Origin of the sequence: Bacillus sp. SA1-12, from assembly GCF_000981385.1 — a bacterium.
Classification (GTDB): domain Bacteria; phylum Bacillota; class Bacilli; order Bacillales; family Bacillaceae; genus Metabacillus.
The window spans coordinates 115870-136382 of record NZ_LATZ01000135.1; the positions used below are offsets into that span (position 1 = coordinate 115870).

Genomic DNA, 20513 nt, shown 5'->3' on the forward strand with positions numbered 1-20513 from the left:
AGGATTAACCTTTTTAGGACAGCTCTATTTTATTTTGGAGGAGATAACGCAGAAGTTCCACTGCTATAGTTAATGAAGTGGAACTTCAATAAAATTCGAACTTAAGGAACAGCATGTATAAAAAAGTTTTAAAATGAAAAAACGTTTTCTTGACGCATGGTTCAATTCCTTTATACTTTAAAGAAGGAGCTACATTCTTTAGCAGAATGAACTGATTCCTAATTAATTTAAACAAGGATAGACAAATGGAAGCAGGTGATTAGGTGAAAACAGTTTATGATGTACAACAGCTTCTAAAAAAATTTGGAACGATCATTTATATTGGGGATCGAATTGCTGATTTAGAATTAATGGAAGATGAATTAAGGCAGATATACCAATCAAATCTGATTGATCCAAAGGACTTTCAAATGGCCATCCTTTTGTTAAGACAGGAAGTTCAAAGATTAAAAGGGTAATTCAGTAATAACGTAATCCGTAAGTCATATAAAATGAATAGTTACCTATCCCCACGAAAAGGAATCCTACGTTTTGTATTGGAGCGATAGGTAAAAAGAGCCTAAATGAAAACGGTTACGAAAAGCATATATATAATAGTAGAAAAAGGTGATTTTTTTGAATGAACAGTGGTTAGTTGGTATTGATTTGGGTGGAACAACAATTAAAATGGCATTTATTAATTACTATGGTGAAATTGTAGAGAAGTGGGAAATTCCAACAGACAAATCTGGTAAAGAAATTACAACAGATATTGCAAAAGCAATTGATTCAAAATTAGATGAGCTTGGGTATCCAAAATCAAAGCTTGCCGGGATTGGTATGGGAGCTCCTGGACCGGTTAATTTAGCAAGCGGCCTCATTTATGAGACTGTAAACTTAGGTTGGAAGGATTACCCTTTAAGAGATCATCTTGAAATGGAAACAGGACTGTCAGCTGTAATCGATAATGATGCGAATATCGCAGCGATTGGTGAAATGTGGAAGGGTGCTGGAGACGGTGCAAAAGACTTAATTTGTGTCACACTCGGAACAGGTGTAGGCGGAGGACTTATCTCAAATGGAGAGGTCATCCATGGTGTTAACGGGGCTGGCGGCGAAATTGGGCATATCACAGTAGTTCCAGAAGGAGGCGCACCATGTAATTGCGGTAAAACTGGCTGTATTGAAACGATCGCTTCGGCTACTGGAATTGTGAGAATAGCAAAAGAAATGCTTGCTTCGTCTGACAAAGAAAGTGTCTTACATAAACTAAACATCAATGAATTAACTTCAAAGGATGTATTTGAGGCACTTCAGCAGGGCGATGAAGTTGCAGAGGAAATAATTGACTATGTTACTTATCATCTTGGCTTAATGCTTGCCAATGTATCAAATGGATTAAATCCTGAAAAAATTGTTATTGGCGGCGGAGTTTCGAAGGCAGGAGATCAATTAATTCAAAAAGTTGAACATTATTTTAAACGTTTTGCCTTCCCGCGAGTAGGAGATGCTGCGTCAATTACAGTTGCAACACTTGGGAATGATGCAGGGGTAATTGGCGGTGCTTGGTTAGCAAAAACTAAGCTTACTGATAAATAAACAATGACTAATTCGGGATAATAAAAAGGAGCCTCTAATTAGAGAGTGCTCCTTTTGTTTATTGTAATTGAAATTCCCTAATTCCAAAGGCAGATGCACATAATGATCTCACTGTTGTTTTCTGAATTTTTTAACTTTAATACCAACGAAACTTTTTATGGTTTCAAACGTCTAATAGTAGGGTATAGAGAATAAGCTAAACATTATAATTCTATCATGCTATTGTTGGGGTAATGTTAAAAATGATTGATTTTTTGTAAAAGAAGTATTAAGATATGATTTAGTTATTTGATGCTGACTAATATATGGAAAACATTAGAGATATTAGAGAGTGTAAGTGCGATTGTTCCAAGGGATGAGGAGGTATTTGGATGCGTAAGAAATCTTTTTCGAAAATTTCATACTTACTTTTAGCAACATTATTCATGTGGATCAAAACATACGTTGTCTATAAAACTAGTTTTGACATTAAAATTGAAAACTTTACTCAAGAATTCATTTTATTCATTAACCCACTCAGCTTTTTGTTGTTAATTTTTGGAATTGGGTTATTTATGAAAGAAAAAAATCGTAACCGCTTTATATTCGGTGCTAGTATTTTTGTAACTGGTTTATTACTAGCAAACATGGTTTTCTATCGCTTCTTCAATGACTTCTTAACCATTCCCGTTTTATTTCAGACAAGCAATATGGGAGATTTAGGAAGCAGTATAAGCGGTTTATTTTTGCCAACAGACCTGTTAATGTTTGTTGACATTGCCGTTTTATTCTGGTTATTAAAAAAGCCAACTTTCAAATCTTCTTCACAATTAACAAGAAAAGAAAGATCAGCATATTTCTTATTAGTTGCAGCTGTCTTCTTCTTTAATCTTGGATTAGCAGAAACAGAGCGTCCACAATTATTAACTCGTTCCTTCGACCGTGAAATGCTTGTGAAGAATATTAGTGTCTACAACTTTCATATATACGATGTCTTTTTGCAATCAAAAACTTCGGCCCAGCGCGCTCTGGCTGACAGTAATAGCTTGACTGAGATTGAGAACTATGTAAATGCAAACCGTAAAGAACCTTCACAGGACCTAAACGGTATTGCTAAAGGAAGAAACGTTATTTTAATTTCGTTAGAATCTTTGCAGAATTTTGTTATCAATGAAGAATTAAACGGGCAAGAAATTACACCTTTCTTAAATGATCTGATTAAAGAGAGCTATTATTTTGACAACTTTTATCATCAAACCGGTCAAGGTAAAACGTCAGATTCAGAGTTCATTGTCGATAACTCGCTTTATCCATTAGGCCGCGGTGCAGTGTATTTTACTAATAGCAGCAATGAGTACACAGCTTCCCCAGAGATTTTAAAGGAATATGGGTATTACTCATCTATTTTCCATGCGAATAATAAAAGCTTCTGGAATCGCGACATTATGTATGATACGTTAGGATATGACCGTTTCTTTGATGTAAATGATTATGAGGTAACTCAAGAAAATTCAGTAGGTTGGGGTTTAAAAGATGTTGACTTTATGGAGCAGACCGTTCAACATATCGATGAACTTCCACAGCCATTTTATACACGACTGATTACCTTAACAAACCACTTCCCATTTGAATTAGGGGAAGAGGATAAAATGATTGAAGAATTTGATTCAAACAGTAAAACTTTAAATCAGTACATCCCAACTGTAAGATATATGGATGAAGCTATTAAACATTTCTTCGAGAAATTAAAGCAGACAGATGTATACGAAAACTCAATTATCATTTTATATGGTGATCATTATGGAATTTCTGAAAACCATAATGTTGCAATGGAGAAGTTCATTGGAAAAGAGATTACGCCATTCGAAGCTATTCAATTACAACGGGTGCCATTCATTGTGCATATTCCTGGTGTAACGGATAAAAATCCGCAAACCTTCACAAAGGTTGCTGGTCAAGTTGATATCAGACCGACCATTATGAGCTTGCTTGGAATTGATACTAGTGAACAAATTCAGTTTGGTACTGATGTTTTCTCAGATGAAAAGCTTTCATTTACGGTTTTAAGAGACGGAACCTTTATTACTGAAAATAATCTCTATACTCGTGGCGTATGCTATGATAAGGCTACAGGTGAAGAAACAGATCAAGCTGTTTGTGAACCTTATATGGAGAAAGCAAAGCAAGAGCTTAATTATTCAGACAAAATCATTTATGGAGATTTGCTGCGTTTCTATGGTAAGGATGCAGAAACTGTAGATGCTGAGCAAAAAAAATCAACAACTGAATCAAAATAACCTTTAAAGCTGACTTGAAAACAGGATGTCCTTCAAGTCAGCTTTTTTGTAAGGTTACATGATAACAACAATCCAACTCCTCCTACATAAACTAATACTAAATGGGCTAATAGGAGGGAGAAGTCAATATGATCATCTGTGCGAAAAAGGCACTCTCGCTTGAACTGCTGGTAAAACACTTAGGTATTGCTAAAGAACTAATTATAGATAGCAATAAACCAAAATCGCTTGAAACAGGTATAATTGAAGCAAATACACCTATCAAGATTCCTTATCATTCTGGTTTGAAGCTTGAAAGAAGTGAATTTGTAGATCTTATGAACAAACCAGCGATTATGGTGCAGGATGACAGCGAGCATGATACAATTCATAATACGAAGAAGCCTTATGATTCTAAAGGGTTATCCAAAGAGATTGATCTTCTTTTATCTATGTATCCATTTATGAAAAGAGAGATTATAGGATATAGTGTTTTAGGCAGCCCCATAATTGAGTTAACAATAGGCAGAGGGTTAAAGAAAGTGCATATGAATGGATCATTTCATGCCAATGAATGGATCACAACAAGTATTATGATGCACTGGCTTGATCATTATCTACAAGCGTTAGTCAGCGGAGAAAGGCTGGAGGAACTCGATTGCTTATCATTGTATAATGCTGCAACCATTTCCTTTGTGCCAATGGTAAATCCTGATGGTGTTGATTTAGTGCTAAATGGATTACCTAATCAATCTTCATTTAAAGCCTCAGTTCTTGAAATAAATAATAATAGCCGAGATTTTTCACAATGGAAAGCGAACATAAGGGGAATTGATTTAAATAATCAATATCCTGTTAATTGGGAGATTGAAAAAGAGCGAAAAATCCCTAAATCACCAGCCCCTCGTGATTATCCTGGAGATGCTCCTTTAACAGAGCCTGAAGCGATTGCCTTGGCAAACTTAGTTAGGAAGCGCCAGTTTGATCGTCTGCTTGCTTTTCATACTCAAGGTGAGGAAATTTATTGGGGCTATTTAAGAAAAGAACCTGAAGAAGCTGAGGCCATTGTCAACGAATTTGAAAGGTTAAGCGGCTATAAGGCTGTAAGGGACATTGACAGTCATGCAGGTTTCAGGGATTGGTACGTGAATGACTGGAGAAAGCCAGGCTATACAGTAGAATTGGGGTTTGGTGTTAATCCATTGCCGTTTTCCCAATTTGATGATATTTATCGAAAAAGCAAAGGGATCTTTTTAGCTGCTTTATATATGTAGACAATTATAAAAGGTGTTGGAATCACCCAATACCTTTTTAACTTGCTTTTTTTGAAATATGAAACAAACCATTTTCTAATACGTAAAATAGTAAAGCGTATTTTTTTCTATGTGATGAATAACATTAAATAAAAAGAGAAACGGGGTGAAAGAAGAGTTGATGAGAGTAAGTAAAATTCTTTTCCTGCTTATGTTCATTCTACTTCTTGGTACAGGCTGTAATCCTTCTCATCAACCAGATCAAAACAAAGAGCTTTCACCAGAAAAGGAGCTTCCGCAAAAGTCGAAAAACCAATCCATAGAAAAAGAAGCAAAACTACCTTTAGAATTAGATGAAGGCTTTTTTCATTCTGTTGCTGATTGGAAAAATGATGAAGAAATTTTTTATATCACCAATCAATCCGGTGGTTCCACAATCCATACATATAATCTATTCACTGGTGAATCTTCCATCTTCTTTGAATCTAATGCACCAATTTTACAGCTTCAAGCTAACGAGGATCACAGTCTTTTTCTTGTCCATACAAGTCCAACAAGCTATGAAGCTGAATTAATTGTTTTAGATCAACAGGCAGAGGTTAAATTCCAAACGAAAATAGAATCATACGAATTGCAATATACGTGGAACCAAATGAATCACAAGGACCTTTTTGTATCCAGTTTTAATGAGGATTGGACATTTCAAACATATCTTATGAATGTGAAGGAACAGAGCATCACAGCAAATCCAATTCAAATCCCATTTATCCAATGGCTAAATGAACAAGAAATCTCGTATCTCAAATGGGATCAGGAATCCCCAGCGCTTACTGCCCCGCTTTATGTTTATAATTTAGAAACAGAAGAGGAAACCCTTCTGTCAGAAAATGTGGTAGCAAATACAAATTTTGTGAATAGACTTTCTACTATTGAATTAGCTGATGACCAAGGAAATGCAGTTGTGCGGTTTTATGATATAGAGAATAAAAAGCAATTTGCAGAGATGTCCACTCGCTTGGTTGGGTTATATTCAGATTGGTCGATTCCCTATTATGACATGGATGAAAAAGAAGATGTGTTTTACATGATTGAGGCCGATGAAACATTGACAACTTATTCCTTAATTTCATTTGATCTGCAAACTGAGAAAAAGGAAATGCTAATTGAAAACATGGAAAATATGCCGCTTAAACTGTCGCCAAATGGTAAATACGCTCTTTTTGGGGCAAGGTTTGAACATATTATCGAATTAAAGAACAAAGAAGTAAATGAACTTATTAAACTGAAATAGGAAGGAAGATACTATGGCAATCGTTGATGTAACAGTGATCCCGCTAGGAACAAATGATCCAAGTGTAAGTAAATATGTAGCAGATATTCAGCATATTTTAAATAATTACGAAAAAGAAGGCAGCATTAAGTACCAATTAACTCCGATGAATACAATCATTGAAGGGGAGCTTTCTACTTTATTTGAAGTTATCAAAGCGATTCATGAAGCGCCATTTGCTAAAGGAGTTCAAAGAGTTGCAACAAATATCCGGATCGATGACCGCCGTGACAAAAATACGACGATGGAAGGCAAGCTTGAGAGTGTGCAAAGACATCTAAATGAGGAATAAATAAAAACCCTTGGCAATTTGCTAAGGGTTTTTTGTGCCTATTAAAAGAATAAATTTTTGTACGTTGTTTTTTGTCTAGCTCCAGCACCTAGCCCCGCAAGACTAGTCATTCCAGAATAGAAGGTATAATAAACATCTTCTATTCTGGAACGTCTTATGATTTTCGGGGCTGAGCAAGGCGCTTTCGCTTTTCAAATTAGTGTGCAGTTGGGAATCCGTGATGTATTACAGTCATAACTGCAAACCATCCGAATACAGCTAGTGTTCCAAATGCAAAGAAAGCGCCAAGAAGGTTTTTGTCTTTTAGTGAACGAATTAATCCAAAAATGGCAAGAATGGTAACTAGTCCAAAAATAATAACTAAGCCCATTAAAAAAAGCCTCCTTACTTATGTAGATCGTTTTCATTGTATCGCTTATGAGATATACAAGATACAAACAAGTCCTTCTAATATTTTAATCGGTTTCATGACGTTTGTCGAGTTTATTTTCCAATAGATTGACACTGCTAAATGTCTTTTGTGTATAGCATGACCAATTACAATAAAATTCAGTCATGTGATGTAGATATCGTATAATAGAGGAATAGTGTAAAATAAAAGGGGAATGAATAAGTTGGAGGTATTGAAATGAAATGGAGACAACTGCCATTAGGCCCTCTACAAACGAACTGTTATCTTTTCTCAAATGAAAAGAATGAGTGCCTTGTAATCGACCCAGGCGGAGACGCAAATAAGCTAACAAATATTTTACAGCAGCAACATTTAAAGCCACTGGCTATTTTACTGACACATGCACATTTCGATCATATTGGAGCCGTAGACGAGATTCGCAATGAATGGAAGGTGCCTGTTTTCGTACATAAAAATGAGAAAGATTGGCTGACAAATCCTTCTTTAAATGGCTCCCAATATTTTATGGCAGGGGAAATAAGTGCTTCACCTGCTGATGAACATATTAAAGGGGAAGGAACTTTACAAATCGGCAGCTTTTCATTAAAGGTTTTTGAAACACCAGGACATTCACCTGGAAGTGTATCTTATTATTCTTCTGAAGCAGGCTTAGTTTTTTCAGGTGATGCTCTATTTGCCGGCAGTATTGGCAGAACAGACCTGCCAGGCGGTAATCATGAGCAATTAATTAAAAGCATCCATGATAAGCTTCTCACGCTTCCAGAGGATACTCTTGTGCTTTCCGGTCATGGTCCTGAAACAAGTATTGAACTAGAGATGGAAAGAAATCCGTTCTTAAATGGATTCTAAAAAAACAGGCAGCATAGGCTGCCTGTTTTTAGGTAAATAAAGTTAATTAAGGTTTATACTTAATTTTTGTGTCTAGCTCCAGCACCTAGCGACTAATGAACTTCACACTCCTCCTTACGATAAGTCAACATCGAATCGCTTTCGCTCTTCGTGTTTCCTTTATCTCATCCGGAATGCTCCAGTTCATACGTCGCTGAGCAGGGTGCTTCCCATTTCTTATCAGTGTCCCGCATTTTGTCCAGGAATCATCATGAATGTTGTCCAATACGTAAATCCGACAAAGAAAATCGTTAAGTAAGCACCGAAAATATAAATGTACATGCGCTCTGATAATTTTAAGTAAGATAAAAAGACGAAAAATCCGGTTTGTCCGAAAAATAGTAAGGACGTGGTCTTCATGTCACCAAGATAAAACATAACAGCGAAGATTCCTGTCCAAAACCCTAATACTCGGAACATACGATCCATATGTATCCCTCCTTTGTTGGCTTTGCCCTAAGCTGTATGGTTGCCCTGTCAGATGACAGGTACATAACGTAATGATGTGTTGCATGAAACAACTTCATAATCATAGCTTTTGACAAATCATACTCTAACATACAAGTCCATTACTTTAATAATTATAATGTAACGCGAACATACTTGTAAATAGCGTTTACATGATCGAAAAAAGAAAACAATTTAAAGACAGCATTGTCTTAAAATGAATTGAGTAATGAGTCAAATCAGTTACAAAAAAAAGTCGTCTGCTTAGGAACAACAGACGACTTTTTTTAGAAATAAGAAAGTATAAAATTTGTACTTTGATTTCTGGCCCCAGGTGCCATCGGTTCTTGGGGCATAGTCAAATCGAATTGAAAGTAAAAAGAACACCTTCTATTCCGATTCGTCTCCTGCATATCGCTGAATGATTTACGCCTTGCACTTTTTTAATAGCTGGGCTAGCTGGATTCGAACCAACGCATGACGGAGTCAAAGTCCGTTGCCTTACCGCTTGGCTATAGCCCAATAATGTAACTGCTCAAATACCTTTTTGCTCCTTAAGAACATTTAGTATTATATACTAATTTTGATTTTTTATAACATCCTTATGGTGATTCTCTATCTTTTTTTAAATTTATTTTGTAAGAAACCATATTTTTAATCCGCTAAAATTCCCTTATATCAATGTGATAATCTGATAGGTATCATGTAAAATGACCTTGTATCAAGCAACAGAAGGGAGATGATAGTATGCAATTCATTGAACTGCTCAGTGAACGGCTAATTGAAGAGGCATGTGCATTACGAGCTTCTGATATTCACATCGTTCCTAAAGAAAAAGAAACACTTATTCATTTCCGGGTTGATGACGATCTGATTGAAAAGCACAGCATGAAAAAAGAAATATGTGAGCGGATTATTTCACATTTCAAATTTCTCGCTTCAATGGATATTGGAGAGAGGAGACGGCCGCAAAATGGGGCACTTTCGATCACTACAACTAACGTAAATGTCCATCTCCGCTTATCAACATTGCCAACCATTCATGAAGAAAGCCTTGTTATCCGGCTTTTGCCTCAAGAAAAAATTCCGCCAATTACACAGCTTTCATTATTTCCTGCCACAACAAGCATGCTGCTCTCCATATTAAACCATTCTCACGGACTGATGATTTTTACCGGTCCGACTGGTTCAGGCAAAACAACAACTCTCTATTCACTTATTCATTATGCGAAGCGTCATTTTAATCGAAATATAATTACCCTGGAAGATCCTGTTGAAACAAAGAGTGCCGAGGTGATGCAGGTTCAGGTAAATGAGAAGGCAGGTATAACCTATGCAGCTGGTTTGAAGGCGATTTTAAGACATGACCCCGATATTATCATGGTAGGTGAGATACGTGACCGGGAGACGGCTCAAATTGCCATTAGAGCAAGCCTAACCGGGCACCCAGTCAGGTCAATAGAACTAAGCAAATTATATTTTTGTTTAATTAATGCACTTATTAGATCAAAGAGATACTTTGAATAGCTTCTTTAATAATTAGTTTCTTTTTTAATCTTCACTATTTAAATAAATTTTACCAAATTAGGAAAGAAAATAGGAAAAGAAATGAGGGATATCCATTGACTTATATATACAACCTTTATAGTACTGATGAAGGGCATTTTGGTATAAGCCAATCTTATAATATTCAATGTGATCTACCAATACATAAGTTTCGTTCTATTATGATGGAGTTTCGCCGTAATGATGAAATAAGTAATGATATAGAAGGATTCGTCAAATACATGCAAGAAACTTTTCCTAATTCCTTTAAGCTGTTTCATTTTGACGATACAGTACAATTTGATGCAGACCAGGAGAACAGTATGATTCTTTCTAATCTATTGGATGAAGTAGACCAAACGGTTTAATAATAATGTATGCCACAAACATTTTCCATTTCTGCATTTTAGCTATCACCATTATGAAAACCTTATAATTCAAATAACGAATGAAGACCTCCTATTTATAAGAGGGTCTTCTTTTTAAATAATCTGGACTTTACTATCCGAAAATAGCACTTCACTTTCTTGGAGAAATGCTACCCGATAGTATAAGTGAAAATTTTCACAATCTTGTGAGGGAATAAAAAAGGGAAACGACTATTTTGAGAATCAGCTCGTTAAGGGGTACCGTCAGGAAAATGTGGATATACGACGATAAGGTAAAAAAAGCCCAATTTCTATAAATTTACGGAGAAATTAGGCTTTTTCGTTTCTTCATTAAAGCGCCCTCTAATGGAATAATTAACCTCTCTTTTCAAAAGCTAACCAAGTTCCTAAACCAATTAGAGTAAATCCACTAACCCTTTTCTGCCATTGCATTACAGTTTTATTTTTCGCTAAAACATTTCTAATCGAACCCGCAATAATTGAATAGCAAACATCAATTATTAGACCAATCAATCCAAAAACAACTCCTAGAAATATGAATTGGAAAAAAGTGTTCCCTTTGTCGGGACTAATAAATTGTGGGAGAAAAGTAAGGAAAAATAAAGCAACTTTCGGATTAAAAATATCAGTTATAGCTCCTTGCCAAAAAGCTTTCCACATACCACCATGAATTTCTTGAATATTAATGTTTATTCCCTCTTTATCTCGAATAGTTTGTATTCCTAAATAAATTAGATACGCAGCACCAATATACTTTACGATTTGAAAAGCAAGTGCAGAAGTCATCAAGATAGCTGATAGTCCGAATGCTGCAAGAAGAATGTGGAACATAATCCCTACTTGCATCCCAAATGCTGTGGCAATTCCAACCTTTTTACCCCCAGCAATGCTACGGCTCACTACAAATGCTACATCTGGTCCTGGAACAATTGATATTACCAATGTAGCAAATAAAAAAGCTGTAAAATTAGTAAAATCTAAATTAATAAAATCAAACATAAATACACCTCCGAAGCAAATAGATATTATCACTATAAATTAATTAAGGAATACTCTCAATATTTATTTTTACATTAGCCCGCCCGTTCGAATAAAGAATGGTGTTGCCGCAGCAACTTACTTATAAAATTCAAGATAGTTTCAGCGTTTTCCTTCTTGCACAAACCTGCCAGTTAGTTGAAGAAGCACCGTGTATAGTGGAAATTAATAAAACTCAATATCAGTTATAACCAAACTGTCAACAACCGGTCGATCTCCAATCTTATCTAAATCTATCCTTTTTACAAGCATTTGAAGTAACATATTCTTTTCAAGAGAGTCCATGTGTTCCCAATTTTCACGAACATTGTTTAAAACCTCGACTAATTCGTTTGGACTCATTTTTTCATTAACAGGGTGATGGGAAGATAGCTGCTTTTTAATTTCTTCTTCTTTTAAATTTTTTTTCTTCATTCATTCTCTTAGTGAAGTCTTCATCAGTTAGCATCTCATTTACCCAGGCATACTGCCATTTTTTCCGTCTTTTTTCTAATAACTCTAATTCAGCATTTAAAGAAGTTATTTTATGGTTTGTTTGATTTTCATCTTTTGCAGATGAAACATCGTTCAAGAGATCTGTCTCTATTTTTATTTTTTCTAGTTTCATTAAAAAGTGCTGCTCAATGAAGCGTTCAGCCATATTTTTCTGGTCACACACACCTAATGCTTTATTGGAGCAATAATATGAAAGAGATACATACTTCTTACCATTTCGTGTCATACCACCGTATTTACCACACATAGGAGCTCCACATCTTGCACACTTGGCGACACCAGAGAAAATAAACTTACTTGTTGTAGCTCTTGGATGTACAACACTTCTGTCATTTATAATTTTTTGTACTTTATTAAAAATATCCTTATCAATGATTGCAGGGACAGCATTTTCAATTTCAAAATACTGATCATTATGAACGCGGTAGTTATAGCGCATTGTTCCTATGTAAATAGGATTTCCTAAGCTTTTTCTCTTGTCCAGACATTACCTCTTTTAGTTTTGACATTCAATAAATTTAATTCATTTGCAATTTTAAGCATTCCTTTTCCAGACAAGTACAGATCATAGATTTCAGCATCCTTTTCATTAATAAGTAGAGTATCATTCTTTTTATCAAGTTCATATCCGAAAGGGGGGAGGTTCATAACCCATTATCCTTCTTTTGCTTTTTGCTCCATACCCATGCGGACACGCTCTCCTAATCTTTCACGTTCAAATTGAGCAAATGAAGCTACTAGAGTTATAAACATTCTGCCTACTGCGGAGGTTGTATCATAGACCTCGGTAGAGCTTTTAAACTTACAATTATATTTTTCAAATGTTTGAAGTAGGTTATATAGGTCAAGGACAGACCGTGTAAGACGATCTAGTTTATAAACAACGACCACATCAATTAATCCTTCTCTTATATGTGTAAGCATTCGTTGTAACTCGGGTCTGTTGGTATTTTTTGCACTTACTCCTTCTTCAATATAGTAATTTGCTATTTCCCAACCTTGAGATTCGCAATAAGCTGCTAGCTGACGTTTTTGAGCAGATATTGAATAACCCTCAACTTGTTCATGAGTTGAAACTCTAATATATAAAGCTGCTCTCAATTGACATCAATCCTTTCCAAACTAACCCTTATATAAATAGCTGTACGCATTTTATCACCTCAAAATAATTATTGATTAATTATTGAAGGATTTTGGTATATTTTTTGAGACACAAATAGTAGAATGGAACATTCGTTCTATTAAATTGTAAAATAAAACCCCTTAATTAAAAAGAGGGGAAGAATATAATATTATATTTTTTGTAATTAAATAATTAGCTACTAAAAATGCGGTCTTTCTTCTTCACTAACGGTGCAGAATAGTGCAATAAAGGGTCCGAAGGTTATAATTAAGGATGCAGCTTTATTAAAAAACTAAAAAGTTATTATGTTCGAGAAGAGGTTAACAATGAAAAATAGAGAGGAAGCTATCGGTTACTGTTTGGGGATGGGTAATACATATGAAGATTATCCATTTCGCGATAAGAATTGGACATTAATGCGACATATAGATAACAAGAAAGTGTTTGCGTGGATATTTGAAAAAGATGGCCATATTTGGATTAATGTGAAATGTGAACCCGGTTTTTTGGATTATTGGCGTCAGATATACAATTCGGTAGTTCCGGCATTTCATCTTAATAAGGACCATTGGAATTCGATAATTCTTGACGGTACTGTACCAAACGAAGAAATTTACGAAATGATAAAACAAAGTTATATGTTAACTAAAAAAAGTAATAGTAAAGTTAATTTCAAAAAGTGAAGGCATTGATTCAGCAGGAAGCATTAATGCCTTTTTCAGTGGAACTTACTAGGATTTTGAAATAATCTACTAAAAGTAACAGGTGCGAGTGCGGCCGAGCTTAGGTCGTATCATATAGCGGGTGGGATTCCCGTCGAGTAAGAACTAGCCATTCACTCGTAGCGAGTCTTGGAGGGCTAAAGGTAACTTCAGTCTTTAAGCGTAGACAGTTAGATAGCGGGCCGAAAGCCGAATGGTTGAAGGGATTGAGCTCCATAATGTTAGTAATTCGAGAGGGCTGATGCCTTTCGCACAGCAGAAAGCAACATTTTATCTTTCGTTAAAGGCAAGAAGGATGAAACCTCTCTGGAGTCAGAGACCTTGGCACGTTATACATTGATATGATACGGCAACTCGGGAGACCCTACCGGTCTTTTCTTTTTTTTTAGAAGAGTATGGTGTACAAGCGATAACAAGCAAGGAAACCAAATGCCGATGTAGGGAGTCGGATAGCAGCGTAGTACCAATGAAGTTGGGTAATGCCGATGGAGGAAAGGCTAGCTACCAGTTATCACCCTTAATAGGGACACATTTACTACACACAGAGGTAGGGATAATAAATGGAAACAAAACTACTAAGGATAGCAGAATTAGCAAAATCTGATCCTAAAATGAAATTTACTTCTCTTGCACATCTTTTGGGTAAGCAAGCACTAATTCAATGTCATCTTGAACTACCTAATAAGAGGGCAACTGGGATTAACGGTACCACAAAAGAGCAATACAGTGAAAATCTAGAAGGAAACATCGAGGATTTAGTAAGTAGACTTAAAAGCAAAAGCTATCGTCCTGTTCCAGTAAGAAGGATGTATATTCCAAGCTCAATTCAGACAAGAAAAGACCATTGGGAATACCGGAACATGAAGATAAAATTGTTCAAAAAGGCATTAAAAGATACTAAATACCATCTATGAAAATGACTTTCTTGATTGCTCCTTTGGATTCCGTCCAAATCGTAATTGCCACGATGCTTTGAAAATACTGAATTACTACATTGAAAAGAAGTCAGTAAATTATATAGTAGTTGTAGATATCAAAGGATTCTTCGACAACGTTGACCACACATGGATGATGGAGTTCTTAAAACTGCGAATCTCTGACCCTAACCTACTAAGAATAATTGGTAGGTTTCTTAAAGGTGGATATATGGAGAAAGGTAAGAAATACAAAACAGACAACGGCACACCGCAAGGGAGACCTCCGAAAAAGGCACGTTTAAATGTGTTCTTTAGGTGATTTTTACATTTTCCGGGTGTTTATAAGGGATATTCTATGTTAAAAGGGGTAAATTCAAGAGATAAATGAGGGTTTTCTCCTTTTTATTCCCTATGATTCTTGTAAAAGGGCAGACTTCTCCCGTTGTCGTTTTTGAGTAATTAATTTACTCATACGTTTTACATTACAAGCTATTGTTGATAGAAGAGAGTGAATGGATGTTCTTTCTAACCCTCTTTAACGGCTGCGACGTAAACTATGATTTCTTACTTTATCTGCATGTCGACGCTCAATTAACCATCTATTTTTACTCGCCTTTTTATAATCATTTGTTTGATAGTGCTCACGTCCTCGTGCTAAATCAAAGTAATAGTTACTAATATACACGTGTCTTACTGTTTTACTATTAGTACACTTTGTTCTTAAAGGACAACCTTGACACTTTGATTTAGTATATGTAAACTCATACCCTTCTTCTTTACCTCTATTCTTTTTTTCTCTATATCTAGTTGTACTTACGCCATTAGGGCAAGTTAACTTCATATTTTCTTTATCAAATTGAAAATGTTCAGGGGCAAATAGTCCTTGCGAGTGCTGTTTTGTCTTCATTACACTGATATGTCCAACAATTTGGTTCTCATATAAGAAGCGAAGGTTCTTACCAAACCAATACCCCTTATCTGCAGAAGTTTCAGTTGGTAATGCCCCATGGCATTTTTTAAATTGTGTAATAAGATCAATCAATTGGTCACCATCCTCTGCATTGGCTGGAGTGACTTTAACAGCTGTAATGATTTCACTTTCTTCATCTATCATAATATGGTCTTTATAGCCTTGTATTGTACGCATATCTGATTTATGTCCTGTTCTAGCCTCTGGGTCAACAACACTAATAATTCGATCTTTTGCCGAGTCCTTACGGTCTGAAATGACTTTTTTCAACATAACGATCGTCGTTTTTTCTTCTTCTTTTTCAAACAATGGTTCAGCAGTTTCAACAAGCTCTGTCGCTAGTTCTAATACATGTGGTAACTTTTCATCGCGTGTTTGTCCTTTGAGTTCTTCCCATAGCTTTTGATAACGCTGTTGAAAATCTTCTCCTTTGGTCTGATCAACTAATAGTAATTCACGAACCACTTTCTCAAAAGCTTGGCGCACTAGAGAAAGCCATGTTGGAATGGCTACAGCAGCGATGATATGGGTAGAATCAATAATTGCCCGTTTAGGCTGACGATTAATTAGGCCTGCTTCTATACATTGATCAATAAGATGCTTAAAGATTTCTTGAAACTTTTGAAGGCCCACACGATTTACACGAAAATAACTAATGGTCGAATCATCAGGTAAATCCTCATCAAGGTTTAATCCAAGAAACAGCGATAAGCTAAATTAACACGAATATGTTCAATAACTTGAACATTGGAAAGGTCATACAGATATTCAAGAAGACAAATTTTAAACATAAACTCTGGTTCTTCGGCAGGTCGACCACGATCGGCTGAGTATCGATCAGAAAGCATGTCACGAATAAAAGATAAATCGATGGTTTCATCAACTTTTGATTTCCTTGGATTTACACACTATTGCGGTAGGAGTAAACAAGGGAAATTTCGAGTAAAACGGAAAACAAGCAAGAAGAAAGTCCAAGCTAAACTAAAAGAAACTAAAGAATGGTTGAAAATTAACAGAAATAAAGACATTCATATGATTATGGATCGATTTAAACGCTCACTAGTAGGTTATTACAACTATTATTGCATCACAGATAATACTCAAAGTGTAAACAAATTCAGAGACAAAATAGAGTTTTTACTGTTTAAATGGCTCAATAGAAGAAGTCAAAGAAAGTCCTTCACCTGGGATAAATTCAGATTATTTCTTAATAAATATCCACTACCTTATCCAAGGATTAAAGTGAATATATACGATTTAAGAAAAGGGATTAACTATATTCTGTAAATGATGACTTGGAGGAGCCGTGTGCATTAGTAGTGCAAGCACGGTTCTGAGAGGGGGGAGAGTACAATTTACCGAAATATTAAAAGGCTCTCTTCTACTCGACTGCTTCAATAAGGAAGGATCGCTTTTCTTATTGAAGTAACATAAGCAGGATAGTTTAACAATAATTTACAACGAGTGAAACCTTTTCTACTAAGTAAACGTAAAATTTATTAAGTTATTAATATAAGAGGAGTAATTAAATGAAAAAAAAATTAGTAGTAACTGTGATTTTTTTGTTAGGTATCATAGGAACTGTAGGTTATCTTCTTCCAATCGAGGGATTTGATATTGAAGTTAAAAATCAAGCGAAAAAAGAAGTATCTGGCTTATATTTGACCTATGATAATATTAAAAAGGATATTAAAATCCCCACCATAAAATCAGGCGATAAATATAAACTAAATATTAATCAGAATGAAAATTCTACTGAAGAATTTGACGAAGCCGCATTAAAACTAGAATATAAAGATAACAAAGGGAATTTACATACAGAATATGTAATTGGTTACTTTGAAAAGGGTTACTCTGGTGATGCTACAGTAAATATAAAATCCATTGATGCAAATGGAAAACTTGAAATAGAAATCAAAGAAAATACATCATTGTATTAGATATTGTTTTTAAATAAAGGGAAGCGATTGCTAAGTAAAAGCAGTCGCTTCTTTTGCTATCGGGCAGGCTAGTTTAACAAGGAATATAAAAATAAATGTAGAATTAACCATACTAAAAGGGATTGCAAAGAATGGGGAAAATTAACTAAATGCACAAGAATATTTTAATTAGAAAATTGTATGTTGGATTAATATTAATAGGATTTTGCTTTATTTTTATATTTATTAGTGCGTTACTTATGGGTTGGGATATTCTTCATTTCTGGCTTATTATAATTTGGGGGTCTCCACTTTACTTAATTTATGCACCTATATGGTCCATTTTTTCAGATAAAATAGGGGGGGAATTTGCAAAGTTCCCCACTAATCAGAAAATTTTATCCTTATTAATTCATATTTTAGGAGGACTAATTGCATCATTTTTAATCTTATTCATCTCAAGCCCTTCAGACATTTTAAAAATAGACGTTGGTGTACTCTTATTTCTGTTTAATATCGGGGGTATATTTGCATTTCCGTATTGGGTAGTAGATACTATTTTCGTAGAAAATAATAAGAAAAAAATAAAGAGAATTTAACAAATCTTTATTAATTAACAGGTGCCCTCTTTAAAAAACTGCTACAAATGCAGCCTTTTTCTTAATGAGCTAACTGGGCAGCTTAGTTTAATAAGATACCTCTCATCTGTTTAATTGTATACCTGCTCATGTTATAATAAGGAACTTAGGATAATTACGACTTTTACTCATAAATGAACGGATGCCAAATAAAGCCTCCGAATAGCGAAAAAATATGGGGTGTAAGAGAATGAATAAACGATGGACGATTGGTAAAATTAAAGAATTTGTTGAGAATAATTCGGAAAGTAAGTTGCTAACGACGGAATATAACGGTTTTTCTCAAAAGTTACTATTTAAATGTGCATGTGGTAGCAACTTTGAAAAAACATTTACAAAATTTAAAAATAATAACCAACGTAAATGTGACGTGTGCCAACCGCCAAAAGCGTCACGCTAAAAGTATATAACGGGTGCGATGCTTCAATAGTGAAGGATCGCTTTTTCTTATTCAAGTAACGGGGCAGATTATTATAAGGGTTATGAAATCCTACGAATAAGTGAGCATTCAAGAGATAAACGTATCAAACTGTGGGAGTTCAAGAAGAGGATAGACAAAATAAGGCATTGTATTTCTAATTTACATTAAGAATTCCAACACTATATTCTAGAAAATATGTTCTGATTGTCATATGATATCACTAAGGAAAAATTGAAAAAGGATGTATAAATAATTTGAACAAAATCAACACCCATCAAATGGATGAAGGATGATTCCATTGGAAAATGTTTATAAAAGGTTTCTTTCCCGAAAAGTGATTACCGCGTCCATAACGGGACCGTTATTCACAATAATTCTTTGTATAATAGAACCTAATGTATTGGGTGGAGGGGCTGAATATAATAAGGTTGGTAATACAGCAATAGAAACAATACCATTTTATTTAATGTTATTTTTTCCTGTAATTTTAATTTATGGGACCTTAACTTCCTTTATTAGCGATATAATATCAGAAGGGTTTACTAAAACTAATAAGTCATTTCAAATAGTTTCAGCAATTCTTCATTTAATATTTGGTGCTGTATATTGGACTCTAAGCTTAACTGCTGCATCAATTTTCTTCATAATCGATAGATTATTATTACAAAGAAAAAACGTTTATAGATGGAAAGAAGCGATATATAGTTTAATACTTCCTTTATTGGTGTTTATAATTTTTTATGTTCTAAGGTAAAAAAATTTTACTAACTGGTGCTTTGCTTCAATAATGAGCAAGGCATTTTTCTTTAACTGACAGTATTTACTCTTCATAAAAATTGTAATTTTTCATATCCATGACACTTATACCATCATCAATAAAAAATCCACTACAGTCCATTCCTGGGAGACACAATTTGCTTTTAAACGGTCAGTTTGTGCTCGGATGGAATAACCTTCCTTCGCCAAATAGCTGTACGCATTATATCACCTCATAATAATTATTGATTAATTATTGAAGGATTTTGGTATATTTTTGAGACACCAAAAAGTCGCGTTTAGAACATTTGTTCTTGATATATTGTAAAATAAAACCCCTTAATTAAAAAGGGGGAAAGAATATAATATAAAATTTTATAGTATTTAATTATTTTTCTGCTAAAAGTACAGACAAGTTTTTCTTCAACTACCATGAAAATTAACACCTGTTAGATCCGAAAAATGGCAATACTTAAATAGACCTCATTCTGTATGGGGTTAATACTATATGTCAAACATTCCCTTCATTCGGTAGAGTATATGTGCATACGGGGATTCTGGTACAATCCTTAATGTAATATTTTTTAAAATAAGAAAAGCTGCCATAATGGCAGCCGACCCGTTTTATATTCCAATATTTAATGATGATGTTCATGAACTGCATCATTTTTCGGTAAATCTTGTTTTAAGTATTGTAATTCCGATTCCGTTAATCCCCCTACGACAAACTGCTTTTGAGGCATAATTATTGAACCATTATTGCTTGCATGTACTTTTATATAATAAAGACCATTACTATCGAAATCCTTACTTAAAGCATACTTCCCGTTTCCGACTTCCTTGGCTTGTTCCATATTGTAATGGAGGGAGCCATCCTGTTTCCATATCTCAAAATGAACATAATCAGCGCCTTCAACTTTTTTACCATCTTGTGTTAAAACAACTTTAATGTTCTCCTGGTTATTATTTGAGAAGGTTTCGGGTATAATAATTTCTGCTTCAAGCGGACTTTCTTTTTGATATAGGTCGGCAGCATCTTCCTTGAGTGAGCATGCACTTAGAAATAAACTCAATATTAAAACAAAAACCGGTTGTATTTTATTCTTCATGGAAAAACTACACCCT

Annotated in this window: 25 protein-coding genes, 1 tRNA gene and 2 pseudogenes; 17 read left to right on the forward strand and 11 right to left on the reverse strand. The window is 34.8% G+C overall.

Going from position 1 to position 20513, the window contains the following annotated elements:
* Positions 1–263: 263 nt before the first annotated feature.
* The 6 genes from WQ54_RS30960 to WQ54_RS30985 all read left to right on the forward strand — a co-directional run bounded on the left by WQ54_RS30960 (position 264) and on the right by WQ54_RS30985 (position 6708).
* The gene (locus WQ54_RS30960) at positions 264–458 is read left to right on the forward strand and encodes a YqgQ family protein (RefSeq protein ID WP_046590718.1); all 195 of its coding nucleotides are present in this window, start codon (positions 264–266) and stop codon (positions 456–458) included.
* 157 nt (positions 459–615) lie between these two features.
* Entirely contained in the window at positions 616–1578 is a 963-nt protein-coding gene (locus tag WQ54_RS30965) for an ROK family glucokinase (RefSeq protein WP_046590720.1), read from the forward strand.
* A gap of 371 nt (positions 1579–1949) precedes the next feature.
* Positions 1950–3854 carry an LTA synthase family protein gene (locus WQ54_RS30970; protein ID WP_046590722.1) on the forward strand — a complete coding sequence of 635 codons (1905 nt, stop codon included), beginning with the start codon at positions 1950–1952 and terminating at the stop codon, positions 3852–3854.
* A gap of 128 nt (positions 3855–3982) precedes the next feature.
* The gene (locus WQ54_RS30975; RefSeq protein WP_052738053.1) at positions 3983–5107 is read left to right on the forward strand and encodes a M14 family metallocarboxypeptidase; all 1125 of its coding nucleotides are present in this window, start codon (positions 3983–3985) and stop codon (positions 5105–5107) included.
* Positions 5108–5267: 160 nt separating this feature from the next.
* Positions 5268–6377, forward strand: a complete 1110-nt coding sequence (locus tag WQ54_RS30980) for a hypothetical protein (RefSeq protein WP_331435296.1) — start codon at positions 5268–5270, stop codon at positions 6375–6377.
* Between the two features lie 13 nt (positions 6378–6390).
* Positions 6391–6708 (forward strand): MTH1187 family thiamine-binding protein, encoded by a 318-nt coding sequence (locus WQ54_RS30985; protein ID WP_046590726.1) that lies wholly within the window; start codon positions 6391–6393, stop codon positions 6706–6708.
* Positions 6709–6904: 196 nt separating this feature from the next.
* Here WQ54_RS30985 and WQ54_RS33225 read toward each other — a convergent pair whose 3' ends face one another.
* Positions 6905–7078 (reverse strand): DUF2759 domain-containing protein, encoded by a 174-nt coding sequence (locus tag WQ54_RS33225; protein ID WP_046590727.1) that lies wholly within the window; start codon positions 7076–7078, stop codon positions 6905–6907.
* A 258-nt stretch (positions 7079–7336) separates the two neighbouring features.
* Between WQ54_RS33225 and WQ54_RS30995 the strand changes: the two genes are divergently transcribed.
* Positions 7337–7969 carry an MBL fold metallo-hydrolase gene (locus WQ54_RS30995; protein WP_046590729.1) on the forward strand — a complete coding sequence of 211 codons (633 nt, stop codon included), beginning with the start codon at positions 7337–7339 and terminating at the stop codon, positions 7967–7969.
* Positions 7970–8188: 219 nt separating this feature from the next.
* Here the strand turns inward: WQ54_RS30995 and WQ54_RS31000 are convergent, their stop codons facing one another.
* Together WQ54_RS31000 and WQ54_RS31005 are read right to left on the reverse strand one after the other, a co-directional pair.
* The gene (locus tag WQ54_RS31000; protein ID WP_046590731.1) at positions 8189–8437 is read right to left on the reverse strand and encodes a DUF2626 domain-containing protein; all 249 of its coding nucleotides are present in this window, start codon (positions 8435–8437) and stop codon (positions 8189–8191) included.
* A 468-nt stretch (positions 8438–8905) separates the two neighbouring features.
* Positions 8906–8977 (reverse strand) — tRNA-Gln (locus WQ54_RS31005).
* 225 nt (positions 8978–9202) lie between these two features.
* On the opposite strand from WQ54_RS31005, the pseudogene WQ54_RS31010 reads away from it, so the two are divergent.
* Together WQ54_RS31010 and WQ54_RS31015 are read left to right on the forward strand one after the other, a co-directional pair.
* A pseudogene (locus WQ54_RS31010) lies at positions 9203–9901 on the forward strand (ATPase, T2SS/T4P/T4SS family); the annotation flags it as partial.
* Between the two features lie 176 nt (positions 9902–10077).
* On the forward strand, positions 10078–10368 hold the full coding sequence (locus tag WQ54_RS31015) for a hypothetical protein (protein WP_046590733.1): 291 nt from the start codon (positions 10078–10080) through the stop codon (positions 10366–10368).
* 375 nt (positions 10369–10743) lie between these two features.
* On the opposite strand, the gene WQ54_RS31020 is transcribed toward WQ54_RS31015, so the two are convergent.
* The 5 genes and pseudogenes from WQ54_RS31020 to WQ54_RS32320 form a co-directional block, all read right to left on the reverse strand.
* Positions 10744–11388, reverse strand: coding sequence for a LysE family translocator (locus WQ54_RS31020; RefSeq protein ID WP_046590735.1), 645 nt, complete (start codon positions 11386–11388; stop codon positions 10744–10746).
* A gap of 204 nt (positions 11389–11592) precedes the next feature.
* Positions 11593–11841 carry a hypothetical protein gene (locus tag WQ54_RS31025; RefSeq protein ID WP_046590738.1) on the reverse strand — a complete coding sequence of 83 codons (249 nt, stop codon included), beginning with the start codon at positions 11839–11841 and terminating at the stop codon, positions 11593–11595.
* Positions 11807–12319 carry a zinc ribbon domain-containing protein gene (locus tag WQ54_RS35085; RefSeq protein WP_269431608.1) on the reverse strand — a complete coding sequence of 171 codons (513 nt, stop codon included), beginning with the start codon at positions 12317–12319 and terminating at the stop codon, positions 11807–11809. The genes WQ54_RS31025 and WQ54_RS35085 overlap by 35 nt, the downstream gene beginning before the upstream one ends.
* A pseudogene (locus tag WQ54_RS35545) lies at positions 12308–12570 on the reverse strand (recombinase family protein); the annotation flags it as partial. The gene WQ54_RS35085 and the pseudogene WQ54_RS35545, both read right to left, overlap by 12 nt.
* A gap of 6 nt (positions 12571–12576) precedes the next feature.
* Positions 12577–13023 carry a recombinase family protein gene (locus WQ54_RS32320; RefSeq protein WP_052738057.1) on the reverse strand — a complete coding sequence of 149 codons (447 nt, stop codon included), beginning with the start codon at positions 13021–13023 and terminating at the stop codon, positions 12577–12579.
* Positions 13024–13371: 348 nt separating this feature from the next.
* Between WQ54_RS32320 and WQ54_RS31035 the strand changes: the two genes are divergently transcribed.
* The 3 genes from WQ54_RS31035 (at position 13372) to WQ54_RS35100 (ending at position 15003) form a co-directional block, all read left to right on the forward strand.
* On the forward strand, positions 13372–13728 hold the full coding sequence (locus WQ54_RS31035) for an MmcQ/YjbR family DNA-binding protein (protein WP_046590739.1): 357 nt from the start codon (positions 13372–13374) through the stop codon (positions 13726–13728).
* A 599-nt stretch (positions 13729–14327) separates the two neighbouring features.
* Positions 14328–14681: a hypothetical protein gene (locus tag WQ54_RS35095; RefSeq protein WP_231597713.1), complete on the forward strand. Its 354-nt coding sequence runs from the start codon at positions 14328–14330 to the stop codon at positions 14679–14681.
* A complete protein-coding gene (locus WQ54_RS35100; RefSeq protein WP_231597720.1) occupies positions 14674–15003 on the forward strand; it encodes a reverse transcriptase domain-containing protein in 330 nt (109 codons plus the stop codon). Before WQ54_RS35095 ends, WQ54_RS35100 begins: the two co-directional genes overlap by 8 nt.
* Positions 15004–15219: 216 nt before the next feature.
* On the opposite strand, the gene WQ54_RS31045 is transcribed toward WQ54_RS35100, so the two are convergent.
* Both WQ54_RS31045 and WQ54_RS35790 read right to left on the reverse strand, forming a co-directional pair.
* Positions 15220–16287: a transposase gene (locus tag WQ54_RS31045; RefSeq protein ID WP_046590741.1), complete on the reverse strand. Its 1068-nt coding sequence runs from the start codon at positions 16285–16287 to the stop codon at positions 15220–15222.
* Between the two features lie 56 nt (positions 16288–16343).
* On the reverse strand, positions 16344–16502 hold the full coding sequence (locus tag WQ54_RS35790; protein ID WP_084822398.1) for a transposase: 159 nt from the start codon (positions 16500–16502) through the stop codon (positions 16344–16346).
* 22 nt (positions 16503–16524) lie between these two features.
* On the opposite strand from WQ54_RS35790, the gene WQ54_RS35400 reads away from it, so the two are divergent.
* The 5 genes from WQ54_RS35400 to WQ54_RS31070 all read left to right on the forward strand — a co-directional run bounded on the left by WQ54_RS35400 (position 16525) and on the right by WQ54_RS31070 (position 19386).
* Positions 16525–16941 carry a group II intron maturase-specific domain-containing protein gene (locus WQ54_RS35400; protein WP_269431606.1) on the forward strand — a complete coding sequence of 139 codons (417 nt, stop codon included), beginning with the start codon at positions 16525–16527 and terminating at the stop codon, positions 16939–16941.
* Between the two features lie 242 nt (positions 16942–17183).
* Positions 17184–17594, forward strand: a complete 411-nt coding sequence (locus WQ54_RS35110) for a hypothetical protein (RefSeq protein WP_231597715.1) — start codon at positions 17184–17186, stop codon at positions 17592–17594.
* Between the two features lie 149 nt (positions 17595–17743).
* Positions 17744–18172 (forward strand): hypothetical protein, encoded by a 429-nt coding sequence (locus tag WQ54_RS31060; RefSeq protein WP_046590744.1) that lies wholly within the window; start codon positions 17744–17746, stop codon positions 18170–18172.
* Positions 18173–18401: 229 nt separating this feature from the next.
* Positions 18402–18611, forward strand: a complete 210-nt coding sequence (locus WQ54_RS31065; RefSeq protein WP_046590746.1) for a hypothetical protein — start codon at positions 18402–18404, stop codon at positions 18609–18611.
* Positions 18612–18930: 319 nt separating this feature from the next.
* Positions 18931–19386 carry a hypothetical protein gene (locus WQ54_RS31070; RefSeq protein ID WP_052738058.1) on the forward strand — a complete coding sequence of 152 codons (456 nt, stop codon included), beginning with the start codon at positions 18931–18933 and terminating at the stop codon, positions 19384–19386.
* A gap of 640 nt (positions 19387–20026) precedes the next feature.
* On the opposite strand, the gene WQ54_RS31075 is transcribed toward WQ54_RS31070, so the two are convergent.
* Complete coding sequence (locus WQ54_RS31075) at positions 20027–20497, reverse strand: FixH family protein (RefSeq protein ID WP_046590788.1); 471 nt, start codon at positions 20495–20497, stop codon at positions 20027–20029.
* Between the last annotated feature and the right edge of the window lie 16 nt (positions 20498–20513).

Bases quoted from the DNA above. Each gene is read 5' to 3' on its own strand.
- WQ54_RS33225 (WP_046590727.1), bottom strand. From the start codon at position 7,078: ATGGGCTTAGTTATTATTTTTGGACTAGTTACCATTCTTGCCATTTTT.
- WQ54_RS31065 (WP_046590746.1), top strand. From the start codon at position 18,402: ATGAATAAACGATGGACGATTGGTAAAATTAAAGAATTTGTTGAGAAT.
- WQ54_RS30985 (WP_046590726.1), top strand. From the start codon at position 6,391: ATGGCAATCGTTGATGTAACAGTGATCCCGCTAGGAACAAATGATCCA.
- WQ54_RS35110 (WP_231597715.1), top strand. From the start codon at position 17,184: ATGAAAAAAAAATTAGTAGTAACTGTGATTTTTTTGTTAGGTATCATA.
- WQ54_RS35095 (WP_231597713.1), top strand. From the start codon at position 14,328: ATGGAAACAAAACTACTAAGGATAGCAGAATTAGCAAAATCTGATCCT.
- WQ54_RS35400 (WP_269431606.1), top strand. From the start codon at position 16,525: ATGGTTTCATCAACTTTTGATTTCCTTGGATTTACACACTATTGCGGT.
- WQ54_RS31060 (WP_046590744.1), top strand. From the start codon at position 17,744: ATGCACAAGAATATTTTAATTAGAAAATTGTATGTTGGATTAATATTA.
- WQ54_RS35790 (WP_084822398.1), bottom strand. From the start codon at position 16,502: ATGCTTTCTGATCGATACTCAGCCGATCGTGGTCGACCTGCCGAAGAA.
- WQ54_RS31075 (WP_046590788.1), bottom strand. From the start codon at position 20,497: ATGAAGAATAAAATACAACCGGTTTTTGTTTTAATATTGAGTTTATTT.
- WQ54_RS30980 (WP_331435296.1), top strand. From the start codon at position 5,268: ATGAGAGTAAGTAAAATTCTTTTCCTGCTTATGTTCATTCTACTTCTT.
- WQ54_RS31000 (WP_046590731.1), bottom strand. From the start codon at position 8,437: ATGGATCGTATGTTCCGAGTATTAGGGTTTTGGACAGGAATCTTCGCT.
- WQ54_RS31035 (WP_046590739.1), top strand. From the start codon at position 13,372: ATGAAAAATAGAGAGGAAGCTATCGGTTACTGTTTGGGGATGGGTAAT.
- WQ54_RS30970 (WP_046590722.1), top strand. From the start codon at position 1,950: ATGCGTAAGAAATCTTTTTCGAAAATTTCATACTTACTTTTAGCAACA.
- WQ54_RS30995 (WP_046590729.1), top strand. From the start codon at position 7,337: ATGAAATGGAGACAACTGCCATTAGGCCCTCTACAAACGAACTGTTAT.
- WQ54_RS31025 (WP_046590738.1), bottom strand. From the start codon at position 11,841: ATGAAGAAAAAAAATTTAAAAGAAGAAGAAATTAAAAAGCAGCTATCT.
- WQ54_RS31020 (WP_046590735.1), bottom strand. From the start codon at position 11,388: ATGTTTGATTTTATTAATTTAGATTTTACTAATTTTACAGCTTTTTTA.
- WQ54_RS30975 (WP_052738053.1), top strand. From the start codon at position 3,983: ATGATCATCTGTGCGAAAAAGGCACTCTCGCTTGAACTGCTGGTAAAA.